At 64.3% G+C, this 19838-nt stretch carries 15 protein-coding genes and 2 pseudogenes; 6 read left to right on the forward strand and 11 right to left on the reverse strand.

Features of this window, described 5'->3' with window-relative positions:
* Nucleotides 1–2: 2 nt before the first annotated feature.
* Complete coding sequence (locus PW947_RS23280) at nucleotides 3–332, forward strand: NAD(P) transhydrogenase subunit alpha (protein ID WP_299634761.1); 330 nt, start codon at nucleotides 3–5, stop codon at nucleotides 330–332.
* Entirely contained in the window at nucleotides 329–1780 is a 1452-nt protein-coding gene (locus tag PW947_RS23285) for an NAD(P)(+) transhydrogenase (Re/Si-specific) subunit beta (protein WP_299634762.1), read from the forward strand. The genes PW947_RS23280 and PW947_RS23285 overlap by 4 nt, the downstream gene beginning before the upstream one ends.
* Nucleotides 1781–1860: 80 nt before the next feature.
* Here the strand turns inward: PW947_RS23285 and PW947_RS23290 are convergent, their stop codons facing one another.
* The 6 genes and pseudogenes from PW947_RS23290 to PW947_RS23315 all read right to left on the reverse strand — a co-directional run bounded on the left by PW947_RS23290 (nucleotide 1861) and on the right by PW947_RS23315 (nucleotide 9727).
* Nucleotides 1861–3168: a class I SAM-dependent RNA methyltransferase gene (locus tag PW947_RS23290; protein WP_299634763.1), complete on the reverse strand. Its 1308-nt coding sequence runs from the start codon at nucleotides 3166–3168 to the stop codon at nucleotides 1861–1863.
* A gap of 30 nt (nucleotides 3169–3198) precedes the next feature.
* Nucleotides 3199–5367, reverse strand: a complete 2169-nt coding sequence (locus PW947_RS23295) for a site-specific recombinase (RefSeq protein WP_299634764.1) — start codon at nucleotides 5365–5367, stop codon at nucleotides 3199–3201.
* A gap of 270 nt (nucleotides 5368–5637) precedes the next feature.
* Nucleotides 5638–6447 carry a PqiC family protein gene (locus tag PW947_RS23300; protein WP_299634765.1) on the reverse strand — a complete coding sequence of 270 codons (810 nt, stop codon included), beginning with the start codon at nucleotides 6445–6447 and terminating at the stop codon, nucleotides 5638–5640.
* Nucleotides 6447–8099: an MlaD family protein gene (locus tag PW947_RS23305; RefSeq protein ID WP_299634766.1), complete on the reverse strand. Its 1653-nt coding sequence runs from the start codon at nucleotides 8097–8099 to the stop codon at nucleotides 6447–6449. Before PW947_RS23305 ends, PW947_RS23300 begins: the two co-directional genes overlap by 1 nt.
* A 220-nt stretch (nucleotides 8100–8319) precedes the next feature.
* Nucleotides 8320–8928 (reverse strand): annotated as a pseudogene (locus tag PW947_RS23310) (paraquat-inducible protein A); the annotation flags it as partial.
* Between the two features lie 7 nt (nucleotides 8929–8935).
* A complete protein-coding gene (locus PW947_RS23315) occupies nucleotides 8936–9727 on the reverse strand; it encodes a paraquat-inducible protein A (RefSeq protein ID WP_299634768.1) in 792 nt (263 codons plus the stop codon).
* A 538-nt stretch (nucleotides 9728–10265) separates the two neighbouring features.
* Between PW947_RS23315 and PW947_RS23320 the strand changes: the two genes are divergently transcribed.
* The 4 genes and pseudogenes from PW947_RS23320 to PW947_RS23335 all read left to right on the forward strand — a co-directional run bounded on the left by PW947_RS23320 (nucleotide 10266) and on the right by PW947_RS23335 (nucleotide 13595).
* The gene (locus PW947_RS23320; protein WP_299634769.1) at nucleotides 10266–10826 is read left to right on the forward strand and encodes a cytochrome b; all 561 of its coding nucleotides are present in this window, start codon (nucleotides 10266–10268) and stop codon (nucleotides 10824–10826) included.
* 16 nt (nucleotides 10827–10842) lie between these two features.
* Nucleotides 10843–11412 (forward strand): YceI family protein, encoded by a 570-nt coding sequence (locus tag PW947_RS23325; protein WP_299634770.1) that lies wholly within the window; start codon nucleotides 10843–10845, stop codon nucleotides 11410–11412.
* Between the two features lie 112 nt (nucleotides 11413–11524).
* On the forward strand, nucleotides 11525–12100 hold the full coding sequence (locus PW947_RS23330) for a YceI family protein (RefSeq protein WP_299635974.1): 576 nt from the start codon (nucleotides 11525–11527) through the stop codon (nucleotides 12098–12100).
* A 215-nt stretch (nucleotides 12101–12315) separates the two neighbouring features.
* Nucleotides 12316–13595, forward strand: a pseudogene (locus PW947_RS23335) (MFS transporter).
* 104 nt (nucleotides 13596–13699) lie between these two features.
* Here PW947_RS23335 and secF read toward each other — a convergent pair.
* The 5 genes from secF to queA form a co-directional block, all read right to left on the reverse strand.
* Complete coding sequence (gene secF, locus PW947_RS23340; protein ID WP_299634771.1) at nucleotides 13700–14650, reverse strand: protein translocase subunit SecF; 951 nt, start codon at nucleotides 14648–14650, stop codon at nucleotides 13700–13702.
* Nucleotides 14651–14668: 18 nt separating this feature from the next.
* On the reverse strand, nucleotides 14669–16702 hold the full coding sequence (gene secD / locus PW947_RS23345; RefSeq protein WP_299634772.1) for a protein translocase subunit SecD: 2034 nt from the start codon (nucleotides 16700–16702) through the stop codon (nucleotides 14669–14671).
* A 128-nt stretch (nucleotides 16703–16830) separates the two neighbouring features.
* Complete coding sequence (gene yajC / locus PW947_RS23350) at nucleotides 16831–17157, reverse strand: preprotein translocase subunit YajC (RefSeq protein WP_299634773.1); 327 nt, start codon at nucleotides 17155–17157, stop codon at nucleotides 16831–16833.
* 224 nt (nucleotides 17158–17381) lie between these two features.
* Entirely contained in the window at nucleotides 17382–18590 is a 1209-nt protein-coding gene (tgt, locus tag PW947_RS23355; RefSeq protein WP_299634774.1) for a tRNA guanosine(34) transglycosylase Tgt, read from the reverse strand.
* Nucleotides 18591–18776: 186 nt separating this feature from the next.
* Complete coding sequence (queA, locus tag PW947_RS23360) at nucleotides 18777–19838, reverse strand: tRNA preQ1(34) S-adenosylmethionine ribosyltransferase-isomerase QueA (RefSeq protein WP_299634775.1); 1062 nt, start codon at nucleotides 19836–19838, stop codon at nucleotides 18777–18779.

The following is a 19838-nucleotide window of genomic DNA, read 5'->3' on the forward strand; positions in this document are numbered from 1 at the left end:
CGATGGAAATCATCAATCACACGGTGATCAACCTGATCATCTTCGTCCTCGCAATCTACGTTGGCTATCACGTGGTCTGGAACGTGACGCCCGCGCTCCACACGCCACTGATGGCTGTCACCAACGCCATCTCCGCGATCGTGATCGTCGGCGCCATGCTCGCGGCGGGTCTCACGCTCGGCGGTACCGGCAAATTTTTCGGCACGCTCGCGGTCGCGCTCGCTGCGGTCAACGTGTTCGGCGGCTTCCTCGTCACCCGTCGAATGCTGGAAATGTTCAGGAAAAAAGAACCGAAGAAACTGATCGCCGCCAGCAAGGAGAACGCACGATGAGTCTGAACGTCGTCACACTGCTGTATCTCGTCGCGTCGGTGTGTTTTATCCAGGCGCTCAAAGGGCTGTCCAATCCCAAAACGGCGCGCATCGGCAATACCTTCGGTATGGCCGGCATGGCGATCGCCATCCTCACGACCATCGCGCTGATCGCCAGACAGGCCACCGCGCTCGGCTCGAACCTGTCGCTCGGACTCGGCCTGCTGTTCGCGGCGCTGATCGTCGGCGGCGCGGTCGGGGCGTTCGTCGCGGCGCGCGTCGAGATGACCAAAATGCCCGAACTGGTCGCGGCGATGCACTCGCTGATCGGTCTCGCGGCGGTCTGCATCGCGTATGCGGTCGTGTCGGAACCGTCGGCGTTCGGCCTGATCGATCCGGATAATCCGCTTCCAGGCTTTCTGCCGTACGGCAACCGGATCGAACTGTTTATCGGCACGTTCGTCGGCGCAATCACGTTCTCGGGCTCGGTGATCGCGTTCGGCAAACTGTCGGGCAAGTACAAGTTCCGGCTGTTTCAGGGCGCGCCGGTGGTCTATCCCGGCCAGCACCTGATCAACCTGCTGCTCGCGATCGCCATGCTCGGCTTCGGCGTGATCTTCTTTCTCACGCAGGCGTGGCTGCCGTTTATCGTGATGACGATCATCGCGTTCGTGCTGGGCGTGCTGATCATCATCCCGATCGGCGGCGCGGATATGCCGGTGGTCGTGTCGATGCTCAATTCGTACTCGGGCTGGGCGGCGGCGGGTATCGGCTTCTCGCTGAACAATCCGATGCTGATCATCGCGGGTTCGCTGGTCGGCTCGTCCGGCGCGATCCTGTCTTACATCATGTGCCGCGCGATGAACCGGTCGTTCTTCAACGTGATCCTGGGCGGCTTCGGCAACGAAGCGGGGACGGCGACGGGCGGCGCGACCGAGCAGCGTCCGGTGAAATCCGGCTCGGCGGACGATGCGTCGTTCATGCTCGGCAACGCGGAAACGGTCGTGATCGTGCCGGGCTACGGTCTCGCGGTCGCACGCGCGCAGCATGCGCTGAAGGAATTGACGGACAAGCTGGTCGAGAAGGGCATCGAGGTGAAATATGCGATCCACCCGGTCGCGGGCCGGATGCCCGGTCACATGAACGTGTTGCTGGCCGAAGCCGAAGTCCCGTACGACATGGTGTTCGAGATGGACGACATCAACGGCGAGTTCGGTCAGGCGGACGTCGTGCTGGTGCTGGGCGCGAACGACGTGGTGAATCCGGCCGCGAAGAACGACCCGAAATCGCCGATCGCGGGCATGCCGATCATCGAGGCGTACAAGGCGCGCACGGTGATCGTCAACAAGCGTTCGATGGCGGCGGGCTACGCCGGTCTCGACAACGACCTGTTCTACATGGACAAAACCATGATGGTGTTCGGCGACGCGAAGAAAGTGATCGAAGATATGGTGAAGGCGGTCGATTAGCCGACACGCTCCAGCAAAGAAAAACGGCAGCGGATGTTGAGTCCGCTGCCGTTTGCATTTTTGCTGCGTGTTGCCGACGCTTACTCCGCCGGCTTATCCGCCGCCGGACGTTGCCGCACGCTGCCCGCGATCAGATCGAAGCGGAACAGACGGCATTCGAGCGCGCCGTTGAACAGCGGCGTCTTCGTCGATTCACGCAGACGCATCTGGCCCGGCAACTTCCGGTCGGACGTGAGGATGAACGCGTGCCAGCCGGTAAAGCGTTGCTTCAGCGCATCGCCCATCGCATTGAAGAACTCCGGATCCGGCGCGTCTTCCTGAACCCGATGGAAACGTTCTTCTTCACGGCCACGCGATTCGCGGCCGCCGGCCGGTTCGCGCGGTTCGCGCAATTCGCCGCGCGCGTTGCGGCCGCGCACTTCGATCCGCTCGCCATACGGCGGGTTCGCGACCAGAATGCCCGGTTCCTTCGACGGCGGCGTCATGCCACGCGCGTCGAGCTGCTTGAACGCGATTGCCGGCAAACCCGCGCGTTCGAAATTCGCGCGCGCCTTGATCAGCATGTCGCCGGAAATATCGCTGCCGTAGATCTGGAAGTCGTCGCGCGCGCTGCGGGCCGAACGCTTGGCCTCCTGCGCCGCGCCTTTCAGCGATTGCCACACCTTCGTTTCGAACTGTTTGAACTTCTCGAAACCGAATTGACGGTCGGCGCCCGGCGCGATGTTCAGCGCCACTTGCGCGGCTTCCGCGAGGAACGTGCCGCTGCCGCACATCGGGTCGTACAGCGGCGTGCCCGGCGCCCAGCCGGTCAGACGCAGGATGCCCGCCGCGAGATTTTCGCGCAGCGGCGCCGCGCCCTTGTCCAGACGCCAGCCGCGCTTGAACAGCGGCTCGCCCGACGTGTCCAGGTAAAGCGTGCAATCTGTCGCGGTCAGGAACGCGAACACGCGCACATCCGGCGTCGCGGTGTCGATGTTCGGACGCGCGCCGCTGACGTCGCGCAGACGGTCGCAAATGGCGTCCTTCACCCGCAGCGTGGTGAATTCGAGGCTGCGCAGCGGCGACTTGATCGCGGTGACGTCCACGCGCAGCGTCTCGTTGGCGGAGAACCATTGTTCCCAGCGCTGTTCGAGCGCGAGCGCGTAAATATCCTGTTCGCTGCGATACGGACGGTGCGCGATCTTCAGCATCACGCGGCTCGCAATACGCGAATGCAGGTTGGCGGCCATGCCGGCCGCCCAGCCGCCACGGAAATGCACGCCGCCCGGCACCTGCGCGCCAGCGGTGAACGCCGCGCCGTTCAGATGGCGCGTGGCGATGTCGGCGAGTTCAGCCGCGAGGGCGGCTTCGAGGCCGCGTGGGCAGGGGAGGAAAAAATCGAATGACATTGAGCTTGCCAGGAGGCGTTGAATAAGGCGCTATTGTACGCGGTCGGGGTGCGTCGGCTGACGCTCGCGCATCGGCCACACCAGATCGCGCGGACGCTGGAACACGCGTTGCCAGATCGCCCGTCGCAACGCGCGCGCGCCGGCCGAGCGGACATCGCGCGAACGCAGCGCCATCTGGAACGCCAGCGCGAAACTCACGGCCACGTTGAGCACGGCCATGCTGCCGACGCCCGCCACCGCCCACCACAGTTCCGGCAGCCGCAGCGCGCCACTGCCGAGCACGCCGAGCACCACGCCGATCGACCCCGCGCTCAGCGTCACGTGACGCACCTCGAAGCTGAACGCGAACGCCGTGACGATCGCCGGCACGAGGCCGAGCATCATTCCGAGCGTCACATTGCCCACTACGCCCGCCACGTTGGAGCGGCAAAAACGCGCGAACCGCGCCGCGCCCGCCGCGCCGAGCGTCAGCCGCAAACGGCGGTTGTACGCGAGCGCATCGCCGACGCGATGCAGCATGAACCAGTTGTCCGCCCAACCGGCCAGCAAACTGGACGACCACAGCAACACGCCGGTCAGCGCCGCGTAGAACGGTGTCGGGCCGAGCAGCGAGAACGAATGCAGCGTGGCGTGCGCCTTCGCGGGCGTGATCAGGTCCGAGTGAAACGTCAGACGCCACAGCACCTGCACCGCGAGACACACCGGCAACACCACCAGCACGTTTCCGAGCACGGCGGCCGCCTGCGTACGGATCAGCGCCACCACCGACGTCACGAAACGCTCGACGCCGTCCGCGCTGCCGGTTTCGTCGAGTTCGCGCGCGAGCGTTGGCGCGGTCATTGCGGGTTGCTTGGTGGCGAGCGTGAAGTGCAGAAAGTGCATCAGCAGAAAGCTGGCCGCGTAGTTGATCCCGGCCAGCACGCCTTCGAACATCGCCTGGAAGTGCTGGCCGGTGATCGCGAACTTCACGCACACGGTGACGACCGTGACGAGGCCGCCGCCCGCCGCGAGCCGCAGCATCTTCAGATAGTCGGCGCGATTGCGCGTGATGTAGTGCTCGCCGGTGTCCGCGCTGTATTCGACCACCTTGCGCGCGAGCAGCGAGAAATTGCTGCGCAGCAAATGCGCGACGCTCTGGCTCGCCTGATTGGCCGTCAACAGTTCCGCCGCGAGCCGCGCGGCTGCGTGCGGATCGGCGTGCGGGTCGGACGACGCGAGCCACGCGTCGAGCAGCCGTTCGGCGCGCTCGATGCGCATCCGCATCCGCTCGACCTGAAACACGATATCGACGCTGACGCCGTTGCGGTCCAGATGCGCGAACACGGTGTGCGTCGCGTTGCGGCATTCGTCGAGCAGCACCCGCAGATAGTTGACCTCGCGCAGCAACGCGACCGGATCGCCGCCGCTGTCGAGCGCCTGGTGCGCGACTTCGACGGCGAGCATCGCGCGCGTCAGCCGGTAGAACGGCTGACGCGTCATCGCGACGTGCGCGTCGGCGTCGTCGAGACGGCTGCGAACGGTTTGCGACAGACCGGTCGAACTGATCTGGCAGGTCAGGTTGTGCAGCGCGGCCAGCAGATCGAACGAGAACGCGCTGTCGTGCGGATTTGCCGGTTGCGATCGATGATTCGCGCCCGGATCGTCGTGCACCGCGTAGTCGAACAGCGCCCGCACCCGCGTCAGCAGATCGACGGGCAGCGACGCGATCCATCCGGCGTCGCAACCGGCCGGAAACATCAGCGTGCAGATTGCCGCCAGATCGCGCCGGTTCGGCGCGGGCGAAACCAGCGACGCTTCGAGCCGTTCGAACAACGCGCCGAAAAAGCCCGAGTGCACCGGCATGCCCGCGTCGCACAGCAACGAGATCGAGTCGCTGTCGCGCAGCAGGCCGCGCAGGATGCCGGCCACGTTCGCGCGCCACGCGGGATTGCGGTCGAGCACGTTCAGCAGATAACGCAGCCGCGTATGCGCGGCGAGCGGACGAACCGGTTGCTCCGGTTGCCCGGACGATGCGGCGTCGAGCGGCTCGCCCTGCACGGTGCCGCCGCGCTGCAGCCAGTGCGCGAGTTCGATCAGCCATTCGCTGCGCTCCGGATAGGGCGCGTGACGATCCGCGGTGGCGAGTAGCGCGTCGAGTTGCTGACCGCTGTTACGCGACGCGCGCCATTTTCTGATGAACGTGGTGATGGAGTGAAACATGAAAGGCGACCTGAAACGCCGTCAGACAAGCGGGCCGAACCGGTGGAGCGGGATCGGTCTGCGTGTCGGGCGGAAAAATGGAAGAAGCGTTGCCATGCGCAACGATGCGCAATCCCGCGGAGGATCGTATCGCGTCCGCGCATCGGAAATGGCTGAAAGTGCGCACGCGACACCGCGCGTGGGCGGCGTCGGGCGACGGAGAATGTGACGAACGCGTGCGGCGTGCAGCGCGGTGTTCAGGCGGCGCGACCGGAGTCGCGCCGCACGGGCTCAACCGTTCGACCGTCCGCCGATGCCGATCGCCGAAGCGCTCGGTGCGGCGCTCGCGCCGGTCATCGGACACGGCGGCGTAGCCGGCGACGGGCTGGACGCGCTGCCGGACGCGCTCTTGCCCGTGGTCGTGGACATCGCGGCTTGCGGTATCGAATCGAATGCGCGCACGGCACCGGCGATCTGCGTGGAGATTTCCTGCACGGCCAGACGATGACCGCCCGCCAGCGCCGCGTAACCGCTCGATACCGGCTCCTGGACCACGCTGCGGCACGTCATCACGGCCTGACTGCGCAGCGAACGCACGCTCCACACCGCGTCGATCAACGCGTGCGAGCCGGGCCACGATTCGAAGCGCTGCACGTTCATGCTGACGCGATACGCCGCTTTGCCCGGCGTGTAGGCGGTACCGTAGACGTCGATGGTATTGAGTTGCTGCGTCAGGCTGGCCGACAGCGCGCGACGGATTTCGTCGCCGGGCAGCGACGCCCAGCGTTCGTCTTCGAGCACTTTCACCTGGGTCGGGCCGGTCTGCACGACCATCTGATTCTTCGCGTCCTGCGGCGGCACATCGACCGGCGCGACTTCGATCAGCAGCGACGGATTCGCCGTGTTCGACGCGGCGGCTGCTGTCGGGACGGCCGCGGTCGCGCCCGTCGCGGCGTCGCTGCCGCTCAGCGTGTAGAAGTTGCTGGGCGGCGACGCGCATGCGGCCAGCGCCAGCACGGCGGCGCATGCGCTCGCGCGCAAGCCCGTGCGGGCCAGCGTCGGCGGGACGGTCCGTTTGGCGGTCGGGCGGGCAATGGTCATTATTTATCTCCTGATTTACCGCGCAACAGCGATTCGGGGTGACGTTCCAGATAGTCCGACAGCGCATTCAGCGATTGCAGCGTGCGCGTCAGTTCCTGAAGCGCCTGATGGACGTCCGATTGCAGCGGCGAATCCTGTTGCAGTGTGGCCTGCGCCGAGCCGAAGGTCTGCTTCGCGGCGGCGAGCGTGTCGCGCGCTTCCGGTACGACTTCCGTGTCGAGGCGCTTGAACAGCTTGTCGGCGTTGCCGAGCGCACTGTTCAGGTTGTTGCCGATCTCGTCGAACGGCACCTTGTCGAGCTTCTTCGCGATGTCGGCGACTTGCAGTTGCAGTTCGTCGAGCGTGTTCGGAATGGTCGGCAGTTCGAGCGGTTCACGCTTCACGTCGACGGTGACCGGCGCCGCCTTCGGGAAGATATCCAGCGCCACGTACAACTGGCTCGTGATCAGGTTGCCGGTACGCAACTGGCCGCGCAGACCATGCTTGACGAGTTGTTGCAGCAGTTGCTGTCCGGCGAAACTGCCCGGCTCCGGCGCGGTGTCGCGGAAGCGTTTGCCGAGTCGGTCCGGATACACGTTCATCGTCACCGGCATCGTGAAGCTGCGGGTTTTCGGATCGTAGTCGATGCCGATGTTCGTCACCTGACCAAGCACGATGCCGCGGAAATCGACCGGCGCGCCGACCGACAGGCCGCGCAGAGACTGGTTGAAGTTCATCACGACGCGCAGCGGTTCGCCGTCCGGTTCGCGCATCGCGTCGGATTCGTCGGAGCCGAGACGGAAGGTCATGTTGTTCGCGGCTTGCGGACCCATTGCCTGACCCGGCGGCGACTGGAACGACAAACCGCCGACGAGGACCGTCGCGAGCGATTGCGTGTTCAGCTTGAAGCCGCTCGAATCGAGACGCAGATCGACGCCGCTGGCGTGCCACCAGCGCGTGTTCGAGCCGACGTACTGGTCGAACGGCGCGGACACGAAGACTTGCATCGTCACGCCGGTGCCGTCCTTGTCCAGCGAGAAACCGACCACCTGACCGACCTGCACGCGTCGATAGAACACCGGCGAGCCGATATCGATCGAGCCCAGCGAATCGCCGTGCAACGTGTACTGATGGCCCTTCTGGTCAGTGGTGATGGGTGGAGGCGTCTCCAGTCCGACGAAGTCTTTCAGCTCGTCGGGCGAGCGTCCGGCATCGACGCCGATGTACGCGCCGGACAGCAGCGTGCTCAAGCCCGACACGCCGCTCGCGCCGACGCGCGGACGCACGACCCAGAAACGCGTGTCCTTGACCGCGAAGTTTTCGGCTTCCTTGGTCAGTTGCACTTCGACCAGCACGCGCGCGAGATTCTTCGACAGACGGATGGTTTTCACCGAACCGATATCGACGTCCTTGTACTTGACCTTGGTCTTGCCCGGCTCCAGCCCTTCGGCGCTCGAAAACGAAATCGTGATGGTCGGACCTTTCTCCGACACCGACTTGATCACGAGCGCGATGCCGATCAGCGCGGCCACCAGCGGTATCACCCAGACCAGCGACGGCAGCCAGCGGCTGCGCGGTTCGATCTCCGGATCGGGCAGATTTGGGGGCAACGTGGGTCCGTTCGAATCGTTGCGCGGCGCGTTGGCGGGCGTCGGTCCTTGCGGGCTAGTCATGGTCGGGATCCTGAGAGTTTGGGGTGCTGCGTCGCGCGTTCCGGGCGGCGTCGCCGGTCGCGCTGTTGTCGTGAGAATGCGGGGGTGCGTCGGGCGCGTCGGGCGCGTGCGCTGTCTGCGCGGCGTCCGTCGCGTCAGCGTCGGCGGCTTCGGGATGGGCTTCGGCTTCGTTGCCGGTCGATTCGGCGTGCGCTTCTTCGGGTTCGTCGAAGCTGGTGCGGACGTTGTCCCAGATCAGGCGCGGATCGAACTGCATCGACGCGAGCATCGTCAGGATCACGACCGAGCCGAACGCGATCGCGCCGGGTCCGGCGGTGATCACCGCGAGCGAGTTGAAGCGCACCAGCGCCACCGTCAGCGTGACGACGAATACGTCGAGCATCGACCAGCGGCCGATCTTCTCGACGATCCGGTACAGCTTGGTGCGCTGTAACGGCCGCCAGCGCGAGCGGCGCTGCGCGGTGATGGTCAGCAGCCCGAGCACGCTGAGCTTGAGCATCGGCACCAGAATACTGGCGATGAACACGATCACCGCGAGCGGCCAGTCGCCGGAGGTCCAGAAATAGACGACGCCGCTCATGATCGTGTCGTCTTCCGAACCGATCAGCGACGCGGTGTGCATCACCGGCAACAGATTGGCGGGAATGTAGAGCAGCGCGGCCGCGATCAGCAGCGCCCATGTGCGCGTGAGGCTGTCGGGATTGCGCCGGTGCAGCACGGCGCCGCAACGCCCGCAATGCTGGGTGGTCACGGAGCGGATACGCGGCTCGACCCGTCCGCAAGCGTGACAGGAAACGTAGCCCGCGCGGGACGCGGTGATGTATTTCATCCGGCGCTCATCCGTTGCGAGGGGCGGCGGCCGGGCCGCCGACGGCGCCTGGGCCGCTCGGGGCCGCAGGCTCGGCTCGAGTATCGGGCGTATCGGGCGTATCGGGAATCTCGGCGACGTCCGGTTGCATGTCGGCGACGGCGATCGCGGCGCTGTCGGCCGCGGTGCGCGGCGGCACGCGGCGGCGGCCACCGGCGATTTCGTCGGCGATATCCCACAGCGTGCGGGGATCGAACGCCACGACGACGGCGAACATCAGCGTCAGCACGCCGAACGCGAACAGCGCGGCTTCGGGAATCACGCGCGCGAGACTGACCATTTTGACCAGCGTGACCAGCACGCCGAGCATGAACACTTCGATCATGCCCCACGGCCGCACGAACTGGATGGCGCGCAGCACAGTATTGAAGCCGGGCGGCACGTAGCCCGCGCGGATCGGCATCAGCACGTACAGCAGCGCAACGAGTTCGGTCAGCGGAAACAGCAGCGTCGAGCAGAACACCATCACGGCGACGATCTGCATATCCTCGTTCCACAGCGCGATCAACGCGCCGAACAGCGTGGTTTGCGACGTGATGCCGTTGGTTTCGAGTTCGACGATCGGATAGCCCTGCGCGATCACGAAGGTGATCAGCGCGGCCATTGTCATCGCGGTGACGAGGTCGAGCCGCGCCGACACGCTGCGATACAACGATGCACCGCAGCGCGGGCAACGCGCGACGGTGCGACGGCCCAGGAGCCGTGGCTTGCGAAACAGCGTGTCGCACTCATGACACGCGATCAGATTCTCATGGTCCATGCGGCAGAAGGGCGAGGCATTGTGGGCGTTACAGGTAACGCAGACGGACACGGCAAGGGCCGGCGAGAAACGTCCAGCAATAGTACCAAAGGCAACCCTGAGGATGCGCTAGCACGGGCCAGGCCACGTCGGCAGCAACGGAATGCTCTGGCTTGTCGGACAATGTGTGGCCCCAATTGTTCAATTTCCGATGCGGCCGGATTCCGGCATGGCGAAGCTGTCCTGCAACAGACTGCATGCCGGCTGTAAGCCCCATGATAGAAGGCGAAGCGATGCGCTCACGCGCTTTTCGCGCATGCGGTAGCATGGCGGCCGTGACGTCCGTCACGGGCAAATCGCAGCCGGGGGTGGAGACCGGTCGCACGGCAGTCGGTGGCGGCCGTGCGAACCCCGCGCGCGACGAAAGGCTTAGAAAGAAAACAGTCCGACCCGACATGCCGGAAACCGCAACGGAATAAGCGGCCTGCCTGTGTCGTTCATATGTCGTTAAACCCGGAGGCCGCTTTTCGGCGGGCTCTACAACGTGCGTCGACCCGTCATGGCAATGAGTCCTTCCTTCGGCAGCCGCGAGACTTACACGCGCACCGCCATCGCGTTTCACTGGCTGATTGCGCTGCTGATCGTGTGCGGCTTCGCACTCGGCTGGGTGATGACCGATATCCCCGGCTTCACGCCCACCAAGCTCAAATATTTCTCGTGGCACAAATGGATCGGCGTGACGGTGTTCGCGTTGGCAATTTTTCGCATTCTCTGGCGCGCCACCCATGCCGCGCCGCCGATGCCCCGGCGCATGCCCGTGTGGCAGCGCGGTGCCGCGCACTTCGTGCATTTGCTGCTGTATGTGCTGATGATTGCAATTCCGGCGTCGGGTTATCTGTACAGCTCGGCGGCGAACGTGCCGGTCGTCTATCTCGGCCTCGTGCCGTTGCCCCGGCTGATTGCGCCCGATCCCGCGCTGAAGGAAATCCTGAAGACGGTTCACATCACGCTGAACTACACGCTGCTCGTGCTGGTGATCCTGCACGTGGTGGCCGCGCTCAAGCATCAATGGCTGGACCGCGACGGCTTGCTGTCGCGGATGATCCCTTTCATCAAATAAGGACAAAAGGAAAGACATGAAGGTTTCGTTCTATCGCTACATGCTGGCCGCGTTTGCGGCGGCTTCGTTGACGGCGGCGGGCAGTGCGCTCGCTCAGGTCGACGCCACGAAAAGCACCGTCACGGCAACCTCGAAGCAGATGAATGTGCCGGTCGAGGGCAAGTTCGGCAAGTTCAGCGCACAGGTGAAGTTCGATCCGGCCAAACCCGCCGACGGCAGCGCGCAATTCACCATCGACACCGGGAGCTACGATCTCGGCGACGAAAGCTACAACGAACAGGTGCGCGGCAAGGAATGGTTCGACGCGAAGACCTATCCGAGCGCCACCTTCGTCTCCAGCGCGATTGCACCGGCCGGCGGCCCGAACCAGTTCAAGGTGACGGGCAAGCTGACCATCAAGGGCAAGTCGCAGACGGTCGTGGTGCCGGTCACGGTGACGCAGCAGGGCGCAACCCAGACGTTCGACGGCAGCCTGCCGATCAAACGCTCGCAATTCGATATCGGTACGGGCGAATGGAAAGATACGTCGGTGGTCGCCGACGAAGTGCTGATCAAGTTTCATATCGTCGCCGCACGCAAATCGTGACATCGTGAAGCAGCGCGTCCGGCATCGATAACCTGGGCCGCGCGCCATCGGCAATGCGTTGCCGGCGCGTGCGGCAGCATGCAATTGCAAGGAGATTGAGTTGAAAAAGAACCTGTTGATCGCAGTGGGCATCGTAGGTGCAGTGACGGCTTCGGCTTCGTTCGGCGCGTTTGCGGCCGACACCTATATGCTCGATCCGACCCACACCTATCCGAGTTTCGAGGCGGATCACTTCGGCGGCCTGTCGGTGTGGCGCGGCAAGTTCACGAAAAGCTCGGGCACGGTGACGCTCGACCGCGCCGCGAAAACCGGCACGGTGGACGTGACGATCGATCCCGCGTCGGTGCAGACCGGCAACGCGAAGCTCGACGACCATCTGAAGACGCCGGAATTCTTCGACGTCGCGAAATTCCCGAGCGCCGAATACAAGGGCACGTCGATCCGTTTCGACGGCGACAAGCCGGTCGAAGTGGTCGGCACGCTGACGATGCACGGCATCACGAAGCCGCTGAACCTGACCATCGAATCGTTCAAGTGCATGCCGCATCCGATGCTCAAGCGTGAAGTGTGCGGCGTCGAAGCCAGCGCGCATTTCGACCGTGGCGATTACGGTATGGAATTCGGCAAGAAGTACGGCTTCAACCTCGACACCAAGCTGCATATCCAGGCCGAAGGCATCAAGCAGTAAGCGTCGCCACGCGGGATTCACGCCGGCGCGCCGCGTCGGCGCATGACCGCCAGACCGCTTCGTTCGCTTTGCGACGAAGCGGTTTTTTTATCGGCGCGCGTTTTGCGACGCCGTGCCGTGCCGCGCCGTCCGGGATGGGTTTTTGCCGCTCGCGTGCTTTTAATTTTTAAGGTACATGTGGCGCATCACAACAAACTTACAGGATGGAGATCCGCATGCAAGCAACGACGTCCTCGCCGCTCGCGGCAGGCCGAACGGGTTCATGGCGCACGGTGGTCGCGGCATCGATCGGCAACGCGCTCGAATGGTTCGATCTGGTGGTCTACGGTTTCTTCGCGGTCGTGATCGCGAAGCTGTTTTTTCCGGCGGGCAACGACACGGTGTCGCTGCTCGTGACGCTCGGCACGTTCGGCGTGGCGTTCTTCATGCGGCCGCTCGGCGCGATCGTGCTGGGCGCGTACGCGGACAGGGCCGGGCGCAAGGCGGCGTTGACGCTGTCCATCCTGCTGATGATGACCGGCACGCTGGTGATCGCGATCTTGCCGACGTATCAAAGCATCGGCCTCGCCGCGCCGGTGATTCTCGTGCTCGCGCGGCTGATGCAGGGTTTCTCGGCGGGCGGCGAGTTCGGCAGTGCGACGGCTTTTCTCGCCGAACATATGCCCGAGCGACGCGGCTTTTTCGCGAGCTGGCAGGTTGCGAGCCAAGGTCTCACGACGCTGCTCGCCGCAGGCTTCGGCGTATTGCTGACGACCCAGCTGAGCGCGGCTCAGATGGCGGCGTGGGGCTGGCGCGTGCCGTTCTTTTTCGGGCTGCTGATCGGGCCGGTGGCGTGGTACATCCGCACGCAACTCGACGAAACGCCTGAGTTTCTCGCGGTCGAACCGACCCGCACGCCGATCCGCGACACGCTGACCGGGCAAACCGAACGGCTGCTGATCGCAATCGGTACGGTGGTGCTGGGCACGGTGGCGACGTATCTGGTGCTGTTCATGCCGACCTACGGCATCAGACAACTGGGACTCGCGCCGTCGGTTGCGTTCACGGCGATCGGGCTGACGGGCGCTATCCAGCTGGTGTTCGCGCCGATCGTCGGACACTGGTCGGACCGTTACGGGCGCGTGCGCATCATGCTGCTGCCCGCCGTGTTGCTGCTGGTGCTGATCTACCCGGCGTTCCTGTATCTGATCGCGCATCCCACTTTCGGCACCTTGCTGGCGTTGCAGGCGGTCTTCGGTCTGCTGATGACTGGCTATTTCGGATCGCCTTGCCGGGATTGCTGTCGGAGATGTTTCCGGTGCAGACGCGCACCACCGGCATGTCGCTCGCGTATAACGTCGCGGTGACGATTTTCGGCGGCTTCGGGCCGTTCATCATCGCGTGGTTGATCGGTGCGACCGGCTCGAAAGCGGCGCCGAGTTTCTACCTGATCTTCGCGGCGATCATCAGTCTGATCGCGTTGCTGATGGCGCGTCGCCGGTTGGGTTTCCGGTAATCCGACGCGCACATGCCGGGCTCGATTCCGGCGTTGAAATGCAAAAGGCCGGTTCGACAGAACCGGCCTTTTTTTATGCGCGAGCGTGGACTACGCGTGCGCGATCAGACTTGCGCGCCGGCGTTAGGATCGTCCGGATCGTGACGTTCTTTCTTGTCTTTCACCAGATCTTCACGCTTGACGCCGAACCACATCGCCAGCGCCGCCGCGACGAACACCGACGAGTAGATACCGAACAGAATACCGACCGTCAGCGCGAGCGCGAAGTAGTGCAGCGTCGGACCGCCGAACAGGAACATCGACAGCACCATCATCTGCGTACAACCGTGCGTGATGATCGTGCGCGACATCGTGCTGGTGATCGCGTGGTTGATGACTTCCATGACCGTCATCTTGCGTTCGCGTTTGAAGGTCTCGCGAATCCGGTCGAAGATAACCACGGATTCGTTCACCGAGTAGCCGAGCACCGCGAGCACCGCAGCCAGCACCGACAGCGAGAACTCCCACTGGAAGAACGCGAAGAAGCCGAGAATGATCACCACGTCGTGCAGGTTGGCGATCACGCCGGCCACCGCATACTTCCATTCGAAGCGGAACGACAGATAGATCACGATGCCGGCGACCACGCACGCGAGCGCGAGCAGGCCGTCGGTGGCGAGTTCCTTGCCGACCTGCGGTCCGACGAACTCGACGCGCTGCAATTTCACCGACGCGTCTTGCGACTTCAGGCCGTCCATCACCTGATCGCTCTGCTGCGCCGAGGTCAAGCCCTGCTTCAGCGGCAAACGGATCAGCACGTCGCGCGAGGTGCCGAAGTTCTGTACCTGCGCATCGGCGTAACCCATCTTGCCGAGCGAATCGCGCAGCGGTTCGAGCGGCACCGCGTTCGGATACTGCACTTCGATGACCGTGCCACCGGTGAATTCCACCGACAGATGCAGCCCGCGATGCAGCAGGAAAAACACGGCGAGGATAAACGTCAGCAGCGAGATCGCGTTGAACACCAACGCGCGCTGCATGAACGGAATGTCTTTACGAATGCGGAAAAATTCCATGTTCCTGATCTCCGGGGCTCAGCGGGGCGAACCCGGTTTGCGCGGCGAACCGTCCGCGTCGGTGCGACGACGCACGGTCGGCTTGCCGGCACGCGCCTGCGCTTTCGCGCGGTTCGCGCTCGACGCCATCACGGCTCGGGCGGCGTCGGCGGCCTGGGTGTCTTCGTCCGACGTCAACGCGGCCGCGTTGCCTGCCGTCTCCGGACGCCACACCTGACCGATCGCCAGCGACTTCAGCTTCTTCTTGCCGCCGTACCAGAGGTTCACGAGACCGCGCGAGAAGAACACCGCCGAGAACATCGACGTCAGGATGCCGATACAGTGGACGATCGCGAAGCCGCGCACCGGGCCGGAGCCGAATGCGAGCAGCGCAAGACCAGCGATCAGCGTCGTGACGTTCGAGTCCAGAATGGTCGCCCATGCGTGCGCGTAGCCGTTCTGGATGGCGAGTTGCGGCGGCGCGCCGTTACGCAGTTCTTCGCGCACGCGCTCGTTGATCAGCACGTTCGCGTCGATCGCCATACCGAGCGCGAGCGCGATAGCGGCGATACCCGGCAGCGTCAGCGTGGCCTGCAACATGGACAGCACCGCGACCAGCAGCAACAGGTTGACCGACAGCCCGATCATCGAGATCACGCCGAACAGCATGTAGTACGCGACCATGAACACGGCGATCGCGACAAAACCCCATTCGACGGAATGGAAGCCCTTGCTGATGTTGTCCGCGCCGAGGCTCGGGCCGATTGTGCGTTCTTCGATGATATCCATCGGCGCGGCCAGCGAACCGGCGCGCAGCAGCAGCGCGAGGTCGGCGGCGGCTTGCGGGTTAGGCTGGCCGGTGATCTGGAAGCGGTCGCCCAGTTCCGACTGGATGGTCGCCACCGTCAGCACTTCGCCCTTGCCCTTTTCGAACAGCACCATCGCCATCGGCTTGCCGATGTTGTCGCGCGACACGGCACGCACGGCGCGTCCGCCCGGACCGTCGAGGCGGATATTCACCGACGGACGCTGATGTTCGTCGAAACCCGACGACGCGTCGATGATGCGGTCGCCCGTGAAGATGATCTGCTTGCGCAACAGCACCGGCGTTTGCGCGCCCTGCGTGAACAGTTCGTCGCCCGGCGGGACCGGATCGGACGGGTTCGGATGCAGGTTGACCGGATCGGCCAGACGCGCTTCGAGCGTCGCCGTGCGGCCGATGATGTCCTTCGCCTTCGCGGTGTCCTGCACGCCCGGCAGTTCGACCACGATACGGTCGGAGCCTTGCTGCTGGATCACCGGTTCGGCCACGCCGAGTTCGTTCACCCGGTTATGCAGCGTCGTGATGTTCTGCTTGAGCGCTGCGTCCTGAACGGCCTTCTGCACTGCCGGCGTGAACGTGCCGACCAGCTGGAAGCCGCCACCGGATGCGGGTTGCGTCTCCCACTGGAGTTCGGAGAGGCTCGTGGTGAGCTGCTTGCGCGCGGTTTCGGCGACGGATTCGTCGGCGAAATTGATCACCACCGATTGCCCGACGCGGTTCACGCCGCCGTCGCGAATGTTCTGGTCACGCAGCGTCGTGCGTGCGTCGGAAGCGTCGGAATCGAGCTTCTTGTTCAGCGCGCCGGCCATGTCGACCTGCAGCAGGAAGTGGACGCCGCCGCGCAGATCGAGACCGAGGTACATCGGCAACGCGTGCAGCGCGGTCAGCCAGCGCGGCGAGGCGCTTTGCAGATTCAGCGCGACGATGTATTGCGGATCGTTCGGGTCGCTGTTCAGCGACTTTTGCAGCAGGTCTTTCACGCGCAGTTGCGTGTCGGTGTCCGGCAGACGCACACGGATGTTCGCGTTGCTCGACGAGGTGTCGAACGTGATGTCGTCAGGCTTGACCTGCGCCGACGTCAACGCGGCTTCGACCGCCGACAACGTGGACGAGTCGAGCTTGACCGTCGCCTTGCCGCTCGACACCTGCACCGCCGGCGCTTCGCCGAAGAAATTGGGCAGCGTGTACACGAGGCCGATGGCGAGCGCCACCAGCATCACGACGTATTTCCAGAGGGGGTAACGATTCATGGAGTGGTCCAACGGGAAGGTTGGCTTGGAAGCGATGCGTCCGGCGATGAGCGCGAGGGCCGAAGCGAGGTTGGATGACCTGGCGCTTCAGCCCCGGCGAGGCCGCGCCGGACGCGAGAGAGCAGGCCTTACAGCGACTTGATCGTGCCCTTCGGGAGAATCGTCGTGACCGACGCTTTCTGAACGGTGATTTCAGTGCCTTCGGAGATTTCGACGCCGACGTAAGCTTCGCCGACCTTCGTCACCTTGCCGACGATGCCGCCGTTCGTCACGACTTCATCGCCTTTTGCCATCGCAGACAGCATGTTGCGATGTTCTTTTTGACGCTTCATCTGCGGACGGATCATGATGAAGTACAGCACGCCGAACATCAGGATCAGCGGCAGGAAGCTCATCAGGCTCGATTCAGCGCCACCTGCGCTGCCTTGGGCGAAGGCGTTTGAAATGAACGACACGTTGGTCTCTCCGTTATAAAACGACTAAAAAAATCAGCCGGTTATTCTACCACCGGCCTTTGCGACGAACGCGCCGCAAATCGGCTTTACGATCAAGCTGTTAAAGCCCTTTGCCGGACGCGCTGTAGTGGGATTGTAAGGTCTGGTGCCGCATACACGGAAATTCACCGGACGAATCGCCGCGCGCGGCCGGTCACGCCGGCCGCAAGCCTTGCTGTGCGCGGCTAGCCGGGCTGCTCGACACCCCGTGCGCGATTTTCGTGAAAGCGCTTGCGGAATGCGTCGAACATTTTCGCTTCGATCGAATCGCGCATTTCCTGCATCAACTCGAGGTAGTAGTGCAGGTTGTGGATCGTGTTCAGTTGCGCACCGAGGATTTCGCCGACGCGATGCAGGTGATGCAGATAGCCGCGCGTGAAATTGCGACACGTATAGCAACCGCATTGTTCGTCGAGGGGGCGCAGCGAGTTCTTGTGCGCCGCGTTGCGGATCTTGATGTCGCCGAAACGCGTGAACAGCCAGCCGTTGCGCGCGTTGCGAGTAGGCATCACGCAGTCGAACATATCGACGCCGGCCGCGACGCCGGCCACCAGATCTTCCGGCGTTCCCACGCCCATCAGATAGTGCGGTTTGTCGGCCGGGAGCTTCGGGCCGATGTGATTCAGCACGCGCATCATGTCTTCCTTCGGCTCACCGACCGACAGGCCGCCGATCGCGAGGCCGTGGAAATCCATGTCCGCCAGACCGGCCAGCGATTCGTCGCGCAGGTCTTCGAACATGCCGCCCTGGACGATGCCGAACAGCGCGTTCGGATTGTCGAGACGCTTGAATTCGTCGATCGAGCGCTGGGCCCAACGCATCGACATGCGCATCGAATCGGCCGCGTCCTGATGCGACGTGGGGATGTCGTTGGTTGCGTAGGGCGTGCATTCGTCGAACTGCATCACGACGTCCGAATTCAGCACCTTCTGGACTTGCATCGACACTTCCGGCGACAGGAACAGCTTGTCGCCGTTGATCGGCGATGCGAACGTGACGCCATCTTCGGTGATCTTGCGCAGATCGCCGAGCGAAAACACCTGAAAGCCGCCCGAATCCGTCAGGATCGGCTTGTTCCAGCCCATGAAGCGATGCAGGCCGCCGTGCGCGCCGATCGTTTCGAGCCCGGGGCGCAGCCACAGGTGGAAGGTGTTGCCGAGAATGATCTGCGCGTGCATCTCTTCGAGTTCGCGCGGCTGCACGGCTTTCACCGTGCCGTAAGTGCCGACCGGCATGAAGATCGGCGTTTCGACCACGCCGTGATTCAGCGTCAGCCGGCCGCGACGGGCCTGGCCGTCGGTGGCGAGCAGATCGAACTTGAGGCCGTTCGCGGGCGGAACGTGCGCGTTGGCGGCGTTGTCGGCCGCCGGGGCATGCAGATGACCGTCGGTCATGGGGAAACTCCTCGTGCTACCGGAGAACAGTCCGGCGCAAACAATAAACGCCGTCGCGCGGGGCGCGGTGGCGGAGAACGCTGCGGGTGTTACGGTGGTGCGGCGTCACGGTTTCACGATTTCGCGTACCGGACGTGGCGGCGGGCCGCCCGTCCGGTGTGCAAACTCAGCGGATCGCGGCCGCGTTCAAGCCTGCAGCGGCGTGTCGCTGCGCGTCAGCAGCATTGCGTCGCCGTAACTGAAGAAGCGGTAACGCTCTTCGATTGCGTGGCGATACGCGGCGCGAATCGTCTCGACGCCGGCGAATGCCGACACCAGCATCAGCAAGGTCGATTTCGGCAGATGGAAGTTCGTCACCAGCCGGTCGACCACGCGGAACTGATAACCCGGCGTGATGAAGATATCGGTTTCGGCGGCGGTGGCGGCGAGCGGGTGGCCTGCGTCGGCGGCGTCGCGTGCGGCGGCTTCGAGCGCGCGCATCGATGTCGTGCCGACCGCGATCACCTTGTTGCCGCGCGCCTTCGTCTCGGCAATCCGGTCCACCAGCGTTTGCGGCAACTGATACCACTCGCTGTGCATCTTGTGCTCGGCGATATTGTCGACGCGCACCGGCTGGAACGTCCCCGCGCCGACGTGCAGCGTCAGCGCGGCACGCTGCACGCCGCGCTCGTCGAGTTGCGCGAGCAGGGCGTCGTCGAAATGCAGACCGGCCGTGGGCGCGGCAACCGCGCCCGGATTCTGCGCGAATACGGTCTGATAGCGGGTTTCGTCGTTGGCGTCGGGCGTGTGCTCGATGTACGGCGGCAGCGGCAGACGGCCGAACTGCTCGATCAGCGTCAGGCAGTCGTCGGGGAAATGCAGCGTGTAGAACGGCTCGACACGCTCGCCGACCGTGACGTCGAACGCGTCGGCGAGACGCAGCGTGGTGCCCGTCACCGGGCTTTTGCTGGCGCGAATCTGCGCGAGCGCGGTGCGTTCTCCGGTCAACCGTTCGACCAGCACTTCGATCTTGCCGCCGCTGGCCTTCTGGCCAAGGAAACGCGCCTTCAACACCTTGGTGTCGTTGAAGACGAGCAGATCGCCCGGCGCGATGCACGCGGGCAGTGCCGCGAAACCGCGGTCGGTAAAGTGCGCGGGCGTGCGGGTGCCGTCTACTTCGAGTAGACGGCTGGCGCTGCGCTCGGGCAGCGCGACCTGCGCGATCAATTCGGGCGGCAGGTCGAAATCGAAATCGGAAAGCGTGAACAT

It is taken from the genome of Paraburkholderia sp. (assembly GCF_028283785.1).
Lineage (GTDB): Bacteria > Pseudomonadota > Gammaproteobacteria > Burkholderiales > Burkholderiaceae > Paraburkholderia.